Consider the following 15,070-nt stretch of genomic DNA (forward strand, 5'->3'; position numbering starts at 1 on the left):
GGTCACCCGTCCGCGAGCACCGACCTGCGCGGCTCGACCACGGCCGCCACGATCGCCTCGATCGCGAACTCCGACGCGCGGCCGAGGTCCACCGCCGTCGGGTCGAGCAGCCACTGGATCTGCAGCCCGTCCATCACCGCGAGGATCGCGGCCGAACCGTGCGCGATCGACCCCGGCTCGGTGATGCCGCGCTCCTGGCAGATGCGCTCGAACGCCTCGCGCAGATCCTTGCGCAGCACCGTGTACCGGTGCTCGAAGTACGACCGCCCGGGGTGGTCGTCGGTGACCGACTCCGCCGACAGCACCGCGTAGGCCTGCACGATCCCCGCCCGGCGCATGTTCATCATCGCCGTGTGCACGAGGTGGCGGAACAGCTCCATCCCGCCCGGGATCCGCCCGCCGTCCAGGTCGACGACATCCGTCTGATCACGGTGCTCGAGCACTTCGAGGAGCAGCTGATCCTTCGACCCGAAGTGATGCAGGATGCCGGCGTGCGTCATGCCGACCTGTTCGGCGATGTCCTGCAGGGTGCCGTTCGCGAAGCCCTTGGACCCGAAGATCTCCTGGGCCGCGTCGAGGATCTCCCGACGACGGACGAGCGTCGCCGGGCGCGACTTCGTCTGGTGCCGACTTTCGGCCATGATCCGCCTTCTTCTCCTCGCTGCGGATCAGATCTTACGCAGATCCCGGCGCCCGCATCATCCGAGGTTGTGAACTTACTTACTTGATTGTAAGTTTTCCCATGCAATCACACTCAGCGCCGAGTGGCACTCCTTCGGAGGTCTGTATGCGGCGCCGGGACCCACAGATGAAGGAGAAGCAATGAGGCTGAAGACCTCCCTCGCCGCCGCCGGTCTCACCGCGGCACTCATCCTCACCGGCTGCGCCGCCGGTGGCGGAGACACCAACGGCAACTCGGGCAACGGCACCGGAGCCGCGCTGACGATCGCGAAGCCCGACGGCGCCATCACGACCGAATCGCACAACCCCTACCTCGGCGACTCGTCCGCGTCGAAGTACGGCTACGGCAAGGTCATCTTCGAGCCCCTCGCCCTCGTCAACCCGACCGGCGACCTGGGCACCACCCCGTGGCTCGCCGAGACGGTCGAGTGGAACGACGACTACACGCAGCTCACCGTCACGCCCCGCAGCGGCGTGACGTGGAGCGACGGTGAGGACTTCACCGCAGACGACATCGTCTTCACCTTCACCCAGTACCTCAGCGGCAAGCTCACCGACACCGGTGCCCTCGGCGTCACGGACGTGCAGGCAGACGGCGACACCGTCGTGATCAGCTTCGGCACGTCGAAGTTCACCGCCCAGGGCCGCGTCCTGCACACCCCGATCGTGCCGGAGCACATCTGGAAGGACATCGCCGACCCCAACACCGACCCCCTCACCGACGAGGGCAAGGCTGTCGGCACCGGTCCGTACGTGCTCTCCAACTGGTCGACCGAGTCCGTCTCGCTGACCGCCAACCCCGACTACTGGGGCGGCGACCTCGCCGTGCCGCAGCTCAACTACGTCTCCTACGGCGACAATGCAGCCCTCACGACCGCGCTCGCGACCGGTGACGCCGACTGGGCGCAGGCATTCATCCCGCAGATCCAGCAGAGCTACCTCGACGCCGACCCCGACAACGTGTTCCTCGTGTCCCCGACCCCGGGCGCCGGCACGCTGTTCATGAACCTGCAGCGCAAGCCGTTCAACGACCCCGCCCTCCGCGAGGCGCTCGCGTGGACGATCGACCGGCAGGCCTACGTCGACATCGCCCGCGAGGGTGCGAGCGAGGCGATCTGGAACAAGACCGGCCTGAGCTCGGTGCTCGAGAGCGAGATCATCGACGAGTACAAGGACGACAACTACTCGGTCGACGTCGACAAGGCAAAGGAAGTCCTCGAGGACGCCGGCTACACCTGGAACAGCGGCGCGCTGACCGACCCCGACGGTGAGGCCGTCGAGTTCTCGATCTCCGTCCCCGCCGGCTGGAGCGACTGGAACACCGAGCAGGCCCTGATCTCCGAGGAGCTCGACAAGGCGCTCGGCATCAAGGTCAACGTCGACCAGCCCGACTGGGGCGGCTGGGACGCCGCCCGCCAGGAAGGCGACTTCGACGCGATCATCCACTGGCTCGAGGACACCGGCAACGCGTACGGCCTGTACACGTCGACGATGGACCCGAAGTGGATCGTCGACGACAAGGCGTCGTTCAACTTCGGCCGCTTCGACGACCCGAAGGTGACCGAGGCGCTGAACACGTACGCCAACGCGAGCTCCGATGAGGACCGCGCGGGCGCCAGCGCCGTGCTGCAGAAGGCGTTCGTCGAGAACGTCCCGGCCATCCCGCTCGGTGCGCACCCGCTCCTCGGCGAGTTCAACACGCGCAACTACGTCGGCTGGCCCTCGGAGGACGACCAGTACGCCGCAGGTGACCCGACGCAGGCCGGTGTCGTTCAGATCCTGACGAAGCTGAAGCCCAAAGAGTAACCCGACCGAGTGACGGGGCGGATGCCGCTGGCCCGGCGGCATCCGCCCCTCCACCCCTGCCACCCCCACGAAAGCGAGCACGCACCGATGCGCGATTCGTTACTGTCCGTCGACGACTTCTCCGTCGTCTACGACGTCGACCCCCCGGTCGAAGCCGTCAAGAACGTCAGCCTGGAACTGCGCCGCGGCGAGATCCTCGGGCTCGCCGGCGAGAGCGGATGCGGCAAGACGACCCTCGCCTACGGTGTGCAGCGCCTGCTCAAGGCGCCCGCCGTCATCTCGAGCGGCTCCGTCGTCTTCCGCGACGTGTCCGGCGAGGACATCGACGTCAACTCCCTCGACGCGGAGGAGATGCGCCGTTTCCGGTGGGACAAGATCTCCATGGTCTTCCAGGGCGCGATGAACGCCCTGAACCCCGTCGCCACGATCGGCTCGCAGCTCTCCGACGTCTTCGAGGTCCACCGCCCCGACATGAACCGCGCCGCCCGGCGCGACGCGGTGAACGAGCTCCTCGACATCGTGAAGGTCGGCGCAGCCCGCAGCCGCTCGTTCCCCCACGAACTCTCCGGCGGCATGCGCCAGCGCGTCATGATCGCCATGGCGCTTGCCCTGCGCCCGCAGCTGATGGTCATGGACGAGCCGACCACCGCGCTCGACGTGCTCGTGCAGCGCGAGATCCTCAAGCAGATCTCGCAGCTTCGTCACGAGTTCGGCTTCTCCGTCATCTTCATCACCCACGATCTGCCGCTGCTCCTCGAGATCAGCGACCGCATCGCCATCATGCGCGAGGGCGAGATCGTCGAGATCGACACCGCCGAGCGCATCTGGAACGCCCCGCAGCACGAGTACACGCGCACCCTGCTGTCCTCGTTCCCGCGACTGACCGGTGAAAGGGGGGTCGTCGTCCGATGACCACACTCGAATTCGACGGCGTCACGAAGGTGTACCACGTGCGCGGCGCCGGCCAGATGAAGGCCCTCGACGACGTGTCGTTCACCCTGACGTCCGGTCAGACGATCGGCCTCGTCGGCCAGTCCGGCAGCGGTAAGTCGACGATCGCCAAGATCCTCACGCAGCTCGAGACGCCCACGAGCGGCGAGGTCCGCCTCGACGGCGCCCCCATCCCCCGCCGAGGCAAGGGTCTGCGCGCGTACCGGCAGCAGCTGCGCATGGTGTTCCAGGACCCGTTCGCCTCGCTGAACCCGTACCACTCCATCCGTCACCACGTCGAGCGCCCGCTGCGCCTGGACAACGTGGTCCCGAAGCGCGAGGTCGAGGACGAGGTGCGCCGCCTGCTCGAGCGCGTGCGACTCGACCCCGACTCGGTCATCGACCGCCGCCCGCACGAGCTGTCGGGCGGACAGCGGCAACGCGTCGCGATCGCCCGGGCCCTGGCATCCCGCCCCCGCCTGCTCGTCGCCGACGAGCCCGTCTCGATGCTCGACGTCTCGATCCGCATGGGCGTGCTGAACCTCCTCGCCGACCTGCAGCGCGAAGAGGGCCTCGGCGTGCTCTACATCACGCACGACCTCGCGACCGCGCGGCACTTCAGCGACGAGATCCTCGTCCTCAACCAGGGCCGCGTCGTCGAGAGCGGCACCGCGGACGACGTCATCCTGCGCCCGCAGAACCCCTACACGCAGGAGCTCCGCGCTGCCTCGCCCGACCCCGAGAGCCACTTCGCGTCGACTCCCGGCTTCTCCGGAGGTGCCCGATGACCGCCGTCGAACCCCAGCTGCCCGTCGAGACGTCCGACGCGCTCGAGGTCGGCACGACCGCCACGACCGCCGTCAAGGGACGCTCCCGCATCCCGTGGCGCTTCCTCGGCAGTCGCGCGCTGTTCTACCTGTTCACGCTGTGGGCCGCGATCACGATCAACTTCTTCCTGCCCCGGTTCATGAAGGGCGACGCGGTCGACCAGTACCTCGCCCGCAACCGCAACGTCACCCCCGAAGCGGCCGACGCCCTGCGCGCCCTGCTCGGCATCGACACCGACAAGTCCCTGTGGCAGCAGTACCTCGACTACTGGGGCCTCATGCTGCGCGGCGACCTCGGCGTCTCGCTGCTGCACGGCCTGCGCCCCGTCACCGAGGTCATCAGCCAGTCCCTGCCGTGGACCGTCGGTCTCGTCGGCTTCGCCACGATCGTCTCGTTCCTCATCGGCACGATCGGCGGCGCCATCATCGGCTGGCGTCGCGGCAGCCGCGCCGAGGTGATGATCCCGATCACGACGTTCCTCAGCACCATCCCGTACTTCTGGCTGGGCCTGCTCGCCATCGCGCTCTTCTCGGTGAACCTCAAGTGGTTCCCGATCGGCAAGGCCTACGGCGTCGGCTACTCGCCCGAGTTCACCCCCGAGTTCATCGGACAGGTGATCCACCACGGCACCCTGCCCGCCGTGACCATCATCATCGCCTCTCTCGGCGGCTGGATGCTCGGCATGCGCAACATGATGCTCACGGTCCTCGACGAGGACTACATCACGGTCGCGCAGGCCAAGGGGATGCCGAACTCGCGCGTCCTCTGGCGGTACGCCGCGCGCAACGCAGTGCTGCCCCAGATCCAGAGCTTCGCGCTGTCGATCGGCTTCATCGTCGGCGGCACGATCGTCATGGAGATGGTCTTCAGCTACCCCGGCGTCGGCAAGCTGCTGCTGGACGCCACCAACGCGAAGGACTACGCGCTCATGCAGGGCGTCTTCCTCGTGATCACACTCTCGGTGCTCGTCGCGAACATCCTCGCCGACGTCGCCTACGCGTTCCTCGACCCGCGCACCCGCCAGACGGAGGCCTGACATGACCACGACCGCCACCATCCGGATGGCCCGTACCGAGGACCCGACGCCCAACACGTTCTGGGCCCGCCTGGGGTCGGCGTTCGCGATGTTCCGCAACGCCAAGTCGATCACGGGGCTCGCCATCCTCGGCTTCTTCGTCCTCATCGCGATCTTCGCCGACGTCCTCGCTCCGTTCTCGCCCACCCAGGTCGACAACACGGCGCGGTTCCAGCCGCCGTCCGCCGAGCACTGGCTGGGCACCACCCACATCGGCGAGGACGTGCTCAGTCAGGTCATCCACGGCACGCGCGGCGTCATCGTCGTCGGCTTCCTCGCTGCGATCCTGGCCACCGTCATCGCCATCGTCGTGGGTGTCGTCTCGGGCTACGTCCGCGGGTGGAAGAGCGCGGGCCTCTCGGCGCTGACGAACGTGTTCCTCGTCATCCCGGGTCTGCCGCTCATCATCATCGTCGCCTCGATGTTCGAGGAGCCGCCGCTCGTCCTCATCGCCGCGGTCCTCGGGATCACCGGCTGGGCGTGGGGCGCCCGCGTCCTGCGCGCCCAGACGATGTCGCTCCGCAACCGCGACTTCATCCAGGCCGCCCGCGCCAACGGCGAGCCGCTGCGCCGCATCATCGCCGTCGAGATGCTCCCGAACCTCATGGCGCTCATCGCCGCGAGCTTCGTCGGCACCGTGACCGCCGCGATCCTCGGCCTCACGACGCTCTCGTACATCGGCGTCATCCCGGTCAACACCTACAACTGGGGCACGATCCTCAACTGGGCCAGCGCGCAGGGCGCGTTCCGGCAGAACCAGTGGTGGTGGTACCTGCCTCCGGGCCTGTGCATCGCCGCGATCGGCGTCGCGCTGTCGCTCATCAATTTCGGCATCGACGAGTACGTGAACCCGCGTCTGCGCTCCGCCGGCGAGCGCGCCCGCGCCATGAAGAAGAAGGGGCTCGACGTCAACGACGCCGTCACGGTCGTCCGCGCACCCGCCTCGACGCACCGCACCACCTCGAAGGACAGCACCGCATGACCGTCGTCGACCTGCCCACCGCCCCCTACCTCGACCCCGCACGGACCGTCGAGGAGCGGGTCGCCGACCTGCTCGGGCGCATGACGCTCCCCGAGAAGGTCGGGCAGATGATGCAGTTCGACGCCCGCGAGAATCTCGAGCACATCGTGCACGAACGCCACGCCGGCTCGATCCTGCACACGTCGCCCGAGAAGGTGCTCCGCGCCGCCGAGCTCACGGCGCAGACGCGCCTGCGGATCCCGCTGCTGGTGGCCGAGGACTGCATCCACGGACACTCCTTCTGGGAGGGCGCGACCATCTTCCCGACGCAGCTCGGGATGGCCTCGACGTGGGACCCCGAGCTCGTCGAGCAGGTCGCGAAGGCGACCGCCGCAGAGGTGGCGGCCACCGGCATCCACTGGACCTTCTCCCCCGTCCTCTGCATCGCGCGCGACCTGCGCTGGGGCCGTGTGAACGAGACGTTCGGGGAGGACCCGTTCCTCATCGGCGAGCTCGCCTCGGCGATGGTGCGCGGGTACCAGGGCGACGGCCTCGACGATCCCGATGCGATCCTCGCGACGGCGAAGCACTTCGCCGGGTACTCCGAGACCCAGGGCGGGCGCGACGCGAGCGAGGCCGACATCTCGCGCCGCAAGCTGCGCTCGTGGTTCCTGCCGCCGTTCGAACGCGTCGCGAAGGAGGGATGCCGCACCTTCATGCTCGGCTACCAGACCACCGACGGCGTGCCCATCACCGTCAACGACTGGCTGCTGAGCGACGTCCTCCGCGGCGAGTGGGGCTACACCGGCACCCTCATCACCGACTGGGACAACGTCGGCCGCATGGTGTGGGAGCAGAAGGTGCAGCCCGACTTCGTGCACGCCGCGGCGGCCGCCGTGAAGGCCGGCAACGACATGGTCATGACCACGCCGGGGTTCTTCTCCGGCGCGCTCGAGGCCGTCGAACGCGGGATGCTGACCGAGGCCGACATCGATCAGGCCGTCGCGCGCATCCTGTCGCTCAAGTTCCGCTTCGGTCTGTTCGAGAACCCCCGCCTGCCCGACCGCGAGCGCATCGCCGCGATCGTCGCCCGCAGCGCCCACACCGACCTCAACCTCGAGGTGACCCGCCGCTCGCTCGTGCTGCTGCGCAACGACGGCACCCTGCCGCTGGCCGCCGGCACCCGCCGGATCGCCGTCGTCGGCCCCCTCGCCGATGACGCGCAGACCCAGCTGGGCGACTGGGCGGGGTCCTCCGGACAGGTCGATTGGATGCCGGACGGCCACCCGCGTGCCCAGATCACGACGGTCCTCGACGGGCTGCGCGAGCGCTCGGGCGGGGCGGTCGAGTACGCGCGGGGCGCCGACATCCTGCGCCTGACCGACGACCCCGCCGGCACGTTCCCCGACGGGCAGCCGCGCCCGCCGATCGTCGTCCCGAGCGACCCCGACGAGGAGGGGATCGCCGAGGCGGTCGCCGTCGCCGAGCGCTCCGACGTCGTCGTCGCCGTCGTCGGCGACCGGATCGAGCTCGTCGGCGAGGGCCGGTCGACCGCGACCCTCGAGCTCATCGGCGGGCAGCGCGCACTCCTCGACGCCCTGGCCGCGACGGGCACGCCGCTCGTCGTCGTGCTCATGGCGTCGAAGCCGCTCATCCTGCCGGCGTCGGTGCGCGAGGCATCCGTCGTCTGGGTCGCGAACCCCGGCATGCAGGGCGGTCGCGCGATCGCCGAGTTGCTGCTCGGCGAGATCGAACCCGCCGGACGCCTGCCGATCTCGTTCGCCCGTCACGCCGGACAGCAGCCGACGTACTACAACCAGATCCGCGGCCAGCACGGCGACCGCTACGCCGACCTCACCCAGGAACCGGCGTTCGCGTTCGGCGACGGCCTCTCGTACACGACCGTCGAGTACGACGAGCCCGAGATCCTGACGCCCGTGATCTCCGCCGGGGACACCGTCCGCGCCCGCGTGACCGTCCGCAACACCGGCACGCGCCCCGCGCACGAGGTCGTCCAGGTCTACGTGCGCGACACCGTGACCTCGGTCAGCTGGGCCGACAAGGAGCTGAAGACGTACCGCCACGTCGACCTCGCCCCAGGGGCTGCGGCGACGGTCGAGATCGAGCTGCCGGCGTCCGACTGCACGATCGTGGATGCGGCCGGCCGCCGCATCGTGGAACCCGGGGAGTTCGAACTCCTCATCGGGCCGTCGTCCCGCGACGAGGTGCTGCGGGCGGTCTCGTTCGAGATCCGCTGACACGACGGAACAGCGAGGGGCGGGTGCGTGGTGTCACCCGCCCCTCGCTCGCGTCACGTGCCCCGCGCTTCAGCGGGAATCTGCGCTCCAGCGGACATTCGGCGTCGGTTCAACCGCTGGAACGCGGATCCCCGCCGTTATGACGAGCCGACCGCACCCCGGAGCCGCCGGGCGACCTACTTCAGCCCGGTCATCGCGATGCCCTGCACGAAGTAGCGCTGCAGGAACAGGAACAGGATCGGCGTGACGACGAGGACCGACCCCGCCATCAGCAGTCCGTAATACGTGCCGTTCGACCCGACCGAGTAGAGCGACAGCGAGATCCCGACCTTCCTCGCCTACGGCCTCGAGAAGCGCCTGGACAAGCGGCGGAAGAACCCGATGTTCGGCAAGGGCGGCGCGATCCGCGGCCTCGCCGCCCCCGAGGCCGTCGGCAACTCGACCACCGGGATGGCGATGGGCGCCCTCCTGGCGCTCGGCCTGCCGATCTCGGCGACCGCCGCGATCATGCTCGCCGCCTGTACGCGGGCATCACGGTCTTCTGCGGCCTCGGGATCTACGCCTCGTCGGGCTCGACGTTCGACCTCGTGATGCTGCTCGGCATCGGCATCCTCGGCTTCCTCCTGCGGGCGCTCGACTTCCCGCTCGGCGCTAGATGCGGCGGGGCCTTCGTCATGCGATCGTCAGGGCGTCGGCATCCCGCCGTTAACGTTGAGGGTCTCGCCGAGCACGTAGCTCGACTCCGGCGACGCCAGGAACACGTACGCCGGGGCGAGCTCCGCGGGCTGTCCCATGCGTCCGAGCGGGGTGTCCTCGCCGAACTGCTCGAGCTTCTCGGGCGGCTGCCCGTCCGTCACCTGCAGCGGCGTCCAGATCGGTCCCGGAGCGACCGCGTTGACGCGGATGCCCTTGGGCGCGAGCTGCTGGGCGAGCGCCTTCGTGAACGCGTTGATCGTCGCCTTCGTCGAGGCGTAGTCGACGAGCGTCTCGGACGGCGAGTACGCCTGGATCGAGGTCGTGTTGATGATCGTCGATCCCGCGGGGAGGTGGGGCACCGCCGCCTTCGTGATCCAGAACATCGCATCGACGTTGGTCGTGAACGTGTGGTCGAACTGCTCGTCGGGAAGCTCGGTGATGTCCTCGCTGTAGATCTGCTTGCCGCCGTTGTTGACGAGGATGTCGAGACCGCCGAGGCCCTCGACCGTCTGCGCGACGAGGCCGACGCAGTACTCCTTGTCCTTCAGGTCGCCCGGCAGGGTGAGGACGGTCGCGCCGGCCTCGCGGAGAATGCCGGCGATCCGCTGCGCGTCCTCCTCCTCTTCGGGCAGGTACGACAGGGCGACGTCGGCACCCTCGCGCGCGAACGCGATCGCCGTCGCCGCACCGATGCCCGAGTCGCCGCCGGTGATGAGGGCCTTGCGCCCCGTCAGCCGGCCGGTGCCGCGGTAGGTGTCCTCGCCGAGGTCGGCCTGCGGAGCGAGGTCGGCGTCGAGGCCGGGCTCCTCCTGGTGGCCCTTGCGGGGTTCGATCTCGGAGTAGAGCTCCACCGGGTTCGTGAACGTGTACTGGTCGCGTGCCATCGTGCTCTCCTTCTTCGTGGTGGTCGTGGTGCGGTCGGTGAGGGTCAGCGGCCGTCGGCGTCGTCGCCGACCAGCTCGCGGATCGTCAGGGCTGCGCGGATGAGCGCCAGGTGGCTGAGCGCCTGCGGCAGGTTGCCGAGGAACGCGCCGTCGTCGGGGTCGATCATCTCGGCGAACATGCCGACGTCGTTGCCCGAGGCGACGAGCTCGTTCATCGCGGCGATGCCTTCGTCGTGGCGGCCGACGCACACGAGCGCGGCGGCGCGCCAGAAGCCGCACGCGACGAAGGTCGCCTCCTCCTCGCGCATGCCCGTGTAGCGGAAGAGGTGCGGCCCCTCGCCGAGCTCTCCCGAGAGCGCGTCGATCGTGCGCGACATCCGCTCACCGCGGTCGAAGCCGCTCAGCGAATGCAGCAGGACGGAGGCGTCGAGGTCGCGGCTGCCCTGGGCCATGACATACGCGCCGCGGGACTCCGACCAGCCGTGCTCGTCGACCCAGTCACGCACGAGCTCCGCCTCGGCCGCCCACCGCTCGCTGCTGCCCGGGATCTGCTCGAGCTCGGCGAGCCGCACTGCGTCGTTGAGCGCCTGCCAGCATCCCATCTTCGACGAGACGTAGTGCCGCTCCTCGGGCAGCTCCCACATGCCCGAGTCGGGGTTCCGCCACGAATCGCACACCTTGTCGGCGTACATCGACAGCATGCGTCCGGTCTGGACGTCGAGGGCGTTCCCCGCCTCGACGTAGGCCCGGCAGATCGCGAACAGGTCGCCGTAGACGCCCAGCTGCACCTGCTCGCGGGCGGGGTTTCCGGTCACAACCGGGCCGATCCCGCGCCACCCGGGCACGTCGTACTCGGTGACGTGGCCGTCGAGCTCGCCGTCGAGGGTGTACATGACGTGCAGCTCCGGCCCGTGCCGGCGGATCGTCCGCAGCAGCCACGAGATGGCGGCGTGCGTCTCTTCGCGCAGCCCGAACCCGACGAGGGCGTCGAGCGTGTACGCGAGGTCGCGCACCCAGGCGAGGCGGTAATCCCAGTTCTTGCCCCCGGCGAGGTTCTCGGGGAGCGACGTCGTCGCGGCCGCCGCGATCGCACCGGTCGGGCTGTGGATGAGGAGCTTGAGCATGAGGGCGCTCCGCTGCACGTCGGTCGCCCACGGACCGTCGTACGAGAACTCGCGCGACCAGGCGCGCCAGGCCTCGATGGTGCGGTCGATGCCGCGGTCGACGTTGTCGGGGTCCGGGAAGTGGATCGGCTCGTCGTGCGTGCCGACGACGATGAGCAGGTGCCGGCTGCCCTTCGTGGCCGTGAAGCCGCCGGCGAGTCCCGTCGCGATGCCGTCGGCGGATGCCGCGGGTTCCGGCCCGTGGTCGCGGCCGGTCACGCCGATCGTCGTGAGTCCCGAACGCAGGATGCTGCGGCCGTTCGCCCGGTCGTGCCACGGCGCTGCCGTCTTCAGCGACGTGCCGGGCTGGACGCGCCAGCGGAACGCCACCACACCCTCCACCCCGTCGACGCGGCGGGCGAGCTCCGCCCACGGCAGCCGCCCCGCGACACCCGTCACGAGCGCGTCGGTCACGGTCGCCGTGCCCGACGCGGTGCGGAAGGTCGTCACGAGGACGTTGGTCCGCGGCAGGTATCGGCGACGCACGTCGTACTCCTCCACCGGTTCGAGCTCGATGCACCCACCGGCGTCGTCGTCGAGCAGTCGCCCGAAGATCGGCAGGTCGTCGATGCCGGGCAGCGGCATCCAATCGATCTGACCGCGCAGCCCGATGAGCGCGACCGTGCGGCCGTCACCGATCGGCGCGTAGCTGCGCAGATCCTGACCGGGAGCGGCGTCGTCGTGAGGGGGCATGACCCGAGTCTTCCCGGGGCGCCGACCGAGCGGATGCCGGTTGACACCCCGCCGACGATGTGTGACGGCGCCGGGTCAGGCAGCCGCCTCGCGACGTTCGGCCAGTCCGTCGATGACCCCGCGGTAGGCGTCGAGCATGCGATCCGCGCCCAGTCGAGGGCGGGCGGCGAGGGCCGCGGCGCGGTAGTCCGGCCGGCGGGCGATGACCTTCGCCCAGGCGGCGGCGATCGCGTCGGGGTCGTGCGGCGTGACGAGCCCGATGCCCGCGACGACCTGCGCGGCGTCGCCGACCGCCGTCGTCACCGGGGTCGCCCCGCTCGCCGCTCCCTCGATGAGGCAGAGCGGCGACGCCTCGCCGAACGCGCTCGTGAGTGCCACGATGTCGGCCCCGCGGTACAGGCGCGGCATGTCGTCGCGGATGCCGAGACGATGGATCCGCTCGACGGGAGCACCCGCCTCGGCGATCGCAGCGGTGAGCGCGGGGTCGTCGACCGTCATGCCGGCGCCGCACAGGACGTACTGCGTGCGGGTGTCGCGCGCCGCGTGCGCGGCGACCGCCCGCAGGAACAGCCCGGGGTCCTTCATCGCGTCGAAACGCGCCGCGAACAGGACGACCGGCGCGGTCGGGGCGATCCCGAGGTGGGCGCGCAGCGGCATCCGCTCGTACGGCTTGGGACGGTACCGCGTCAGGTCGATCCCGTTCGGGATCACGACGCGCTCGACGGACGGCGGCGTGTAGCGCGCGTAGGCGTCGCTCGTGGATTCCGCGCACGAGATGGTCGTGGTGAGCCGACCGGATGCCGCCAGCTCCCCCATCCAGCGCGCCGCGGCGCCCGAGTGCGTCGGGTCCGACCGGTGCAGGCACGCGGCGATCGGCACGTCGGGGAGGAGTCCGCGGGCCTCGAGGGCGAGGAGGAGGCCGAGCGGCTGCTCCTTGAGGGTGAGGATCACGTCGGCGCGCCGGACGGCCGCGGCGGCGACCTCGAGCTCCGCATCGGTGAAGCTCTCGGGTTCGGGCGGCAGGGCGCCGGCCTCGCGCCCCAGGTCGGTGACGTCGACACCGGCGTCGCGCAGCCACCGGTACCGCGGGTCGTCGGCGATGTGCTGCACGGCGCCCTCGCGCCGGGCGCGCGACGCGATCGACAGCACGGCATGCTCGTGCGAACCGTCCTGGTGGAGCGACGTCACGACGTTCGTGTGGAGCACGCGGGCGCCACCCGAGAAGAGGCCTTCGTACAGCGAGAGCACGCGGTGACCGGTCATCCCCCCATGCTGAGGCGGGGCCGCGCCGGCGCGATGAACCGCAGATGACCATCGCGTGAAGATCGCCGCGAAGGGGTCACCGTGCGGTGGTGACCGCCTCCCACGCCGCGTCCGAGAACAGGGTGATCCAGACGGCGAAGACGACCAGGCCGACGGCGGTCGCGATCAGCCAGCCCCAGAACGGCGCGAGCCCGCGCCCCGTCTCGCGGTGCACGACGAACGTACGACCGGCGACGTAGACGCCGAGGGTGGCGACGAAGGCGAGCGCCGCCCAGCCCCAGCCGAAGGGTGACGGGATGCCGCGACGCCGCAGGGCGCGATGGTCGAGGCGCGCGAACAGCACCGCGAGGGCGACGAGGACGAGGTCGACGACGACCAGCAGGCTGAGGCCGGCGACGATCCACCCCGCCGGCGTCAGCGCGGCGGACGCCTCACCGAACAGGCGCGCGACCGCCTCCCCGTCGAGGAACGCCCCCGTGTAGAGCGGCAGCACGGATGCCGCGATCGCCGCCCAGATCCAGACGGTGCCGGCGCGCGCGGCGCCGGGGGCCGGGGCGGGAGTGGGCGCCGGGGCGGGGTTGGGAGAAGACGTGGGGGCGGGCGCCGGCGCGGGAGCCGGGGCAGCGGCGGGTTCCGGGTCGTCGACCGCGACGGACGTGCGCGGAGCGACGGTGTCGGTCGCCCACTCGGTGCCGTCCCACCATCGCAGCTGATCCGGCTCGCCCGGGTCGGGGTACCAGCCCGCGGGCGCCTGGCGGCTCACCGGCCGCTCTCGTCCCGGTCGCCCGTCGACGAGGCGAGCTCGGCACCGGCGTGCGCGAGTTCGGCGAGCGCGGCTTCGCTGGGGGCGGGTGCGACGCCGGCGATGAGGTCGGTGAGGATGCGGACACGTCGACCGTGCGCGATCGCGTCGAGGGCGGATGCCCGGACGCAGTGATCCGTCGCGATCCCGGTGACGTCGACGTCGACCACGCCGTGCGCCGTCAGCAGGTCGGCGACCGTCTCACCGGCATCCGTCACCCCTTCGAACAGCGAGTAGGCGGGCTGGCCCTGCCCCTTCTTGACGTGGTGCGTGACCGCGCTCGTGTCGAGGCCGGGGTCGTAGTCCGCGCCCGGGGTGCCCGCGACGCAGTGCACGGGCCACGAGTCGACGAAGTCGGGCTCGGCGGCGAAGTGCCCGCCGTTGTCGCCGTCGCCGTCGTGCCAGTCGCGCGAGGCGACGATGAGGTCGTAGTCGGCGGCGTGTGCTCTCAGGTGCGACGTGATGGCTGCGGCGACCGCATCCCCTCCGTCGACGCCCAGGGCCCCGCCCTCGGTGAAATCGTTCTGCACATCGACGATGAACAGCGCTCGGGTCATGTGACGAGGGTACGACGGCGCGGGGCCGGCGGTCATCTCCGTGTCGCGGGCGGCGCGGCTACGCTGGCGGCATGACCGTCCCCGTCCGCGACCGCCGCTCGACCGCAGGCATCCTCGCCGCCCTCGGTCTCGACGTCGTGCTGGTCACGGTCTTCGCCGCGATCGGACGGGCCAGCCACTCCGAGGCGCCGTTCGCGGGTCTCGCGACGACGGCGGGGCCCTTCGTCGCCGCCCTCGTGGCCGGCTGGCTGGTGGCCCTCGCCTGGCGCGCCCCGCTCGCGGTGGTGCGCACCGGCATCCCGGTGTGGGCGGTCACCGTCGTCGGCGGCATGATCCTGCGCGCCCTCTCCGGTCAGGGCGTGCAGGTCGCCTTCGTCATCGTCGCGGCATCCGTCCTGCTCCTGCTGCTGGTGGGATGGCGCCTCGTCGCCGCGCTCGCCGCCCGCCGCCGCTCGGCCGACTGACGGCGCCCC

At 70.5% G+C, this 15,070-nt stretch carries 13 protein-coding genes and 2 pseudogenes; 8 read left to right on the forward strand and 7 right to left on the reverse strand.

Annotated elements, in window-relative coordinates; all coding sequences use genetic code 11:
- Positions 1 to 2: 2 nt before the first annotated feature.
- Positions 3 to 641 (reverse strand): TetR/AcrR family transcriptional regulator, encoded by a 639-nt coding sequence (locus ACPEH0_RS04960; protein WP_311860037.1) that lies wholly within the window; start codon positions 639 to 641, stop codon positions 3 to 5.
- A 181-nt stretch (positions 642 to 822) separates the two neighbouring features.
- Between ACPEH0_RS04960 and ACPEH0_RS04965 the strand changes: the two genes are divergently transcribed.
- From ACPEH0_RS04965 to ACPEH0_RS04990, 6 genes are all read left to right on the forward strand, one after another.
- Complete coding sequence (locus ACPEH0_RS04965) at positions 823 to 2,487, forward strand: ABC transporter substrate-binding protein (RefSeq protein ID WP_366213931.1); 1,665 nt, start codon at positions 823 to 825, stop codon at positions 2,485 to 2,487.
- Between the two features lie 87 nt (positions 2,488 to 2,574).
- The gene (locus ACPEH0_RS04970) at positions 2,575 to 3,399 is read left to right on the forward strand and encodes an ABC transporter ATP-binding protein (RefSeq protein WP_366213930.1); all 825 of its coding nucleotides are present in this window, start codon (positions 2,575 to 2,577) and stop codon (positions 3,397 to 3,399) included.
- Positions 3,396 to 4,205 carry an ABC transporter ATP-binding protein gene (locus ACPEH0_RS04975; protein WP_366213929.1) on the forward strand — a complete coding sequence of 270 codons (810 nt, stop codon included), beginning with the start codon at positions 3,396 to 3,398 and terminating at the stop codon, positions 4,203 to 4,205. Before ACPEH0_RS04970 ends, ACPEH0_RS04975 begins: the two co-directional genes overlap by 4 nt.
- On the forward strand, positions 4,202 to 5,281 hold the full coding sequence (locus ACPEH0_RS04980) for an ABC transporter permease (RefSeq protein WP_359919410.1): 1,080 nt from the start codon (positions 4,202 to 4,204) through the stop codon (positions 5,279 to 5,281). Before ACPEH0_RS04975 ends, ACPEH0_RS04980 begins: the two co-directional genes overlap by 4 nt.
- 1 nt (position 5,282) lies before the next feature.
- Positions 5,283 to 6,302, forward strand: coding sequence for an ABC transporter permease (locus ACPEH0_RS04985; protein WP_423719420.1), 1,020 nt, complete (start codon positions 5,283 to 5,285; stop codon positions 6,300 to 6,302).
- Positions 6,299 to 8,539 carry a glycoside hydrolase family 3 N-terminal domain-containing protein gene (locus tag ACPEH0_RS04990; RefSeq protein WP_366213928.1) on the forward strand — a complete coding sequence of 747 codons (2,241 nt, stop codon included), beginning with the start codon at positions 6,299 to 6,301 and terminating at the stop codon, positions 8,537 to 8,539. Before ACPEH0_RS04985 ends, ACPEH0_RS04990 begins: the two co-directional genes overlap by 4 nt.
- Before the next feature lie 176 nt (positions 8,540 to 8,715).
- Here the strand turns inward: ACPEH0_RS04990 and ACPEH0_RS04995 are convergent.
- A pseudogene (locus tag ACPEH0_RS04995) lies at positions 8,716 to 8,862 on the reverse strand (carbohydrate ABC transporter permease); the annotation flags it as partial.
- Here ACPEH0_RS04995 and ACPEH0_RS05000 point away from each other — a divergent pair.
- Positions 8,855 to 9,186, forward strand: a pseudogene (locus tag ACPEH0_RS05000) (tripartite tricarboxylate transporter permease); the annotation flags it as partial. The pseudogenes ACPEH0_RS04995 and ACPEH0_RS05000 sit on opposite strands and share 8 nt — an antisense overlap.
- 36 nt (positions 9,187 to 9,222) lie before the next feature.
- Here ACPEH0_RS05000 and ACPEH0_RS05005 read toward each other — a convergent pair.
- From ACPEH0_RS05005 to ACPEH0_RS05025, 5 genes are all read right to left on the reverse strand, one after another.
- Positions 9,223 to 10,119 (reverse strand): SDR family oxidoreductase, encoded by an 897-nt coding sequence (locus ACPEH0_RS05005; RefSeq protein ID WP_217530926.1) that lies wholly within the window; start codon positions 10,117 to 10,119, stop codon positions 9,223 to 9,225.
- 44 nt (positions 10,120 to 10,163) lie between these two features.
- The gene (locus ACPEH0_RS05010; protein WP_366213927.1) at positions 10,164 to 11,975 is read right to left on the reverse strand and encodes a glycoside hydrolase family 15 protein; all 1,812 of its coding nucleotides are present in this window, start codon (positions 11,973 to 11,975) and stop codon (positions 10,164 to 10,166) included.
- Positions 11,976 to 12,050: 75 nt separating this feature from the next.
- The gene (locus ACPEH0_RS05015; protein WP_366213926.1) at positions 12,051 to 13,238 is read right to left on the reverse strand and encodes a glycosyltransferase; all 1,188 of its coding nucleotides are present in this window, start codon (positions 13,236 to 13,238) and stop codon (positions 12,051 to 12,053) included.
- A gap of 76 nt (positions 13,239 to 13,314) precedes the next feature.
- Positions 13,315 to 14,001 (reverse strand): DUF2510 domain-containing protein, encoded by a 687-nt coding sequence (locus ACPEH0_RS05020; RefSeq protein WP_366213925.1) that lies wholly within the window; start codon positions 13,999 to 14,001, stop codon positions 13,315 to 13,317.
- On the reverse strand, positions 13,998 to 14,597 hold the full coding sequence (locus tag ACPEH0_RS05025) for an isochorismatase family protein (protein WP_311285497.1): 600 nt from the start codon (positions 14,595 to 14,597) through the stop codon (positions 13,998 to 14,000). The genes ACPEH0_RS05020 and ACPEH0_RS05025 overlap by 4 nt, the downstream gene beginning before the upstream one ends.
- 71 nt (positions 14,598 to 14,668) lie before the next feature.
- On the opposite strand from ACPEH0_RS05025, the gene ACPEH0_RS05030 reads away from it, so the two are divergent.
- The gene (locus tag ACPEH0_RS05030) at positions 14,669 to 15,061 is read left to right on the forward strand and encodes a DUF3054 domain-containing protein (RefSeq protein ID WP_366213924.1); all 393 of its coding nucleotides are present in this window, start codon (positions 14,669 to 14,671) and stop codon (positions 15,059 to 15,061) included.
- The last annotated feature ends 9 nt before the right edge of the window (positions 15,062 to 15,070 follow it).

The organism is Microbacterium sp. NPDC079356 (assembly GCF_049545465.1).
GTDB classification, from domain to species: domain Bacteria; phylum Actinomycetota; class Actinomycetes; order Actinomycetales; family Microbacteriaceae; genus Microbacterium; species Microbacterium gawkjiense.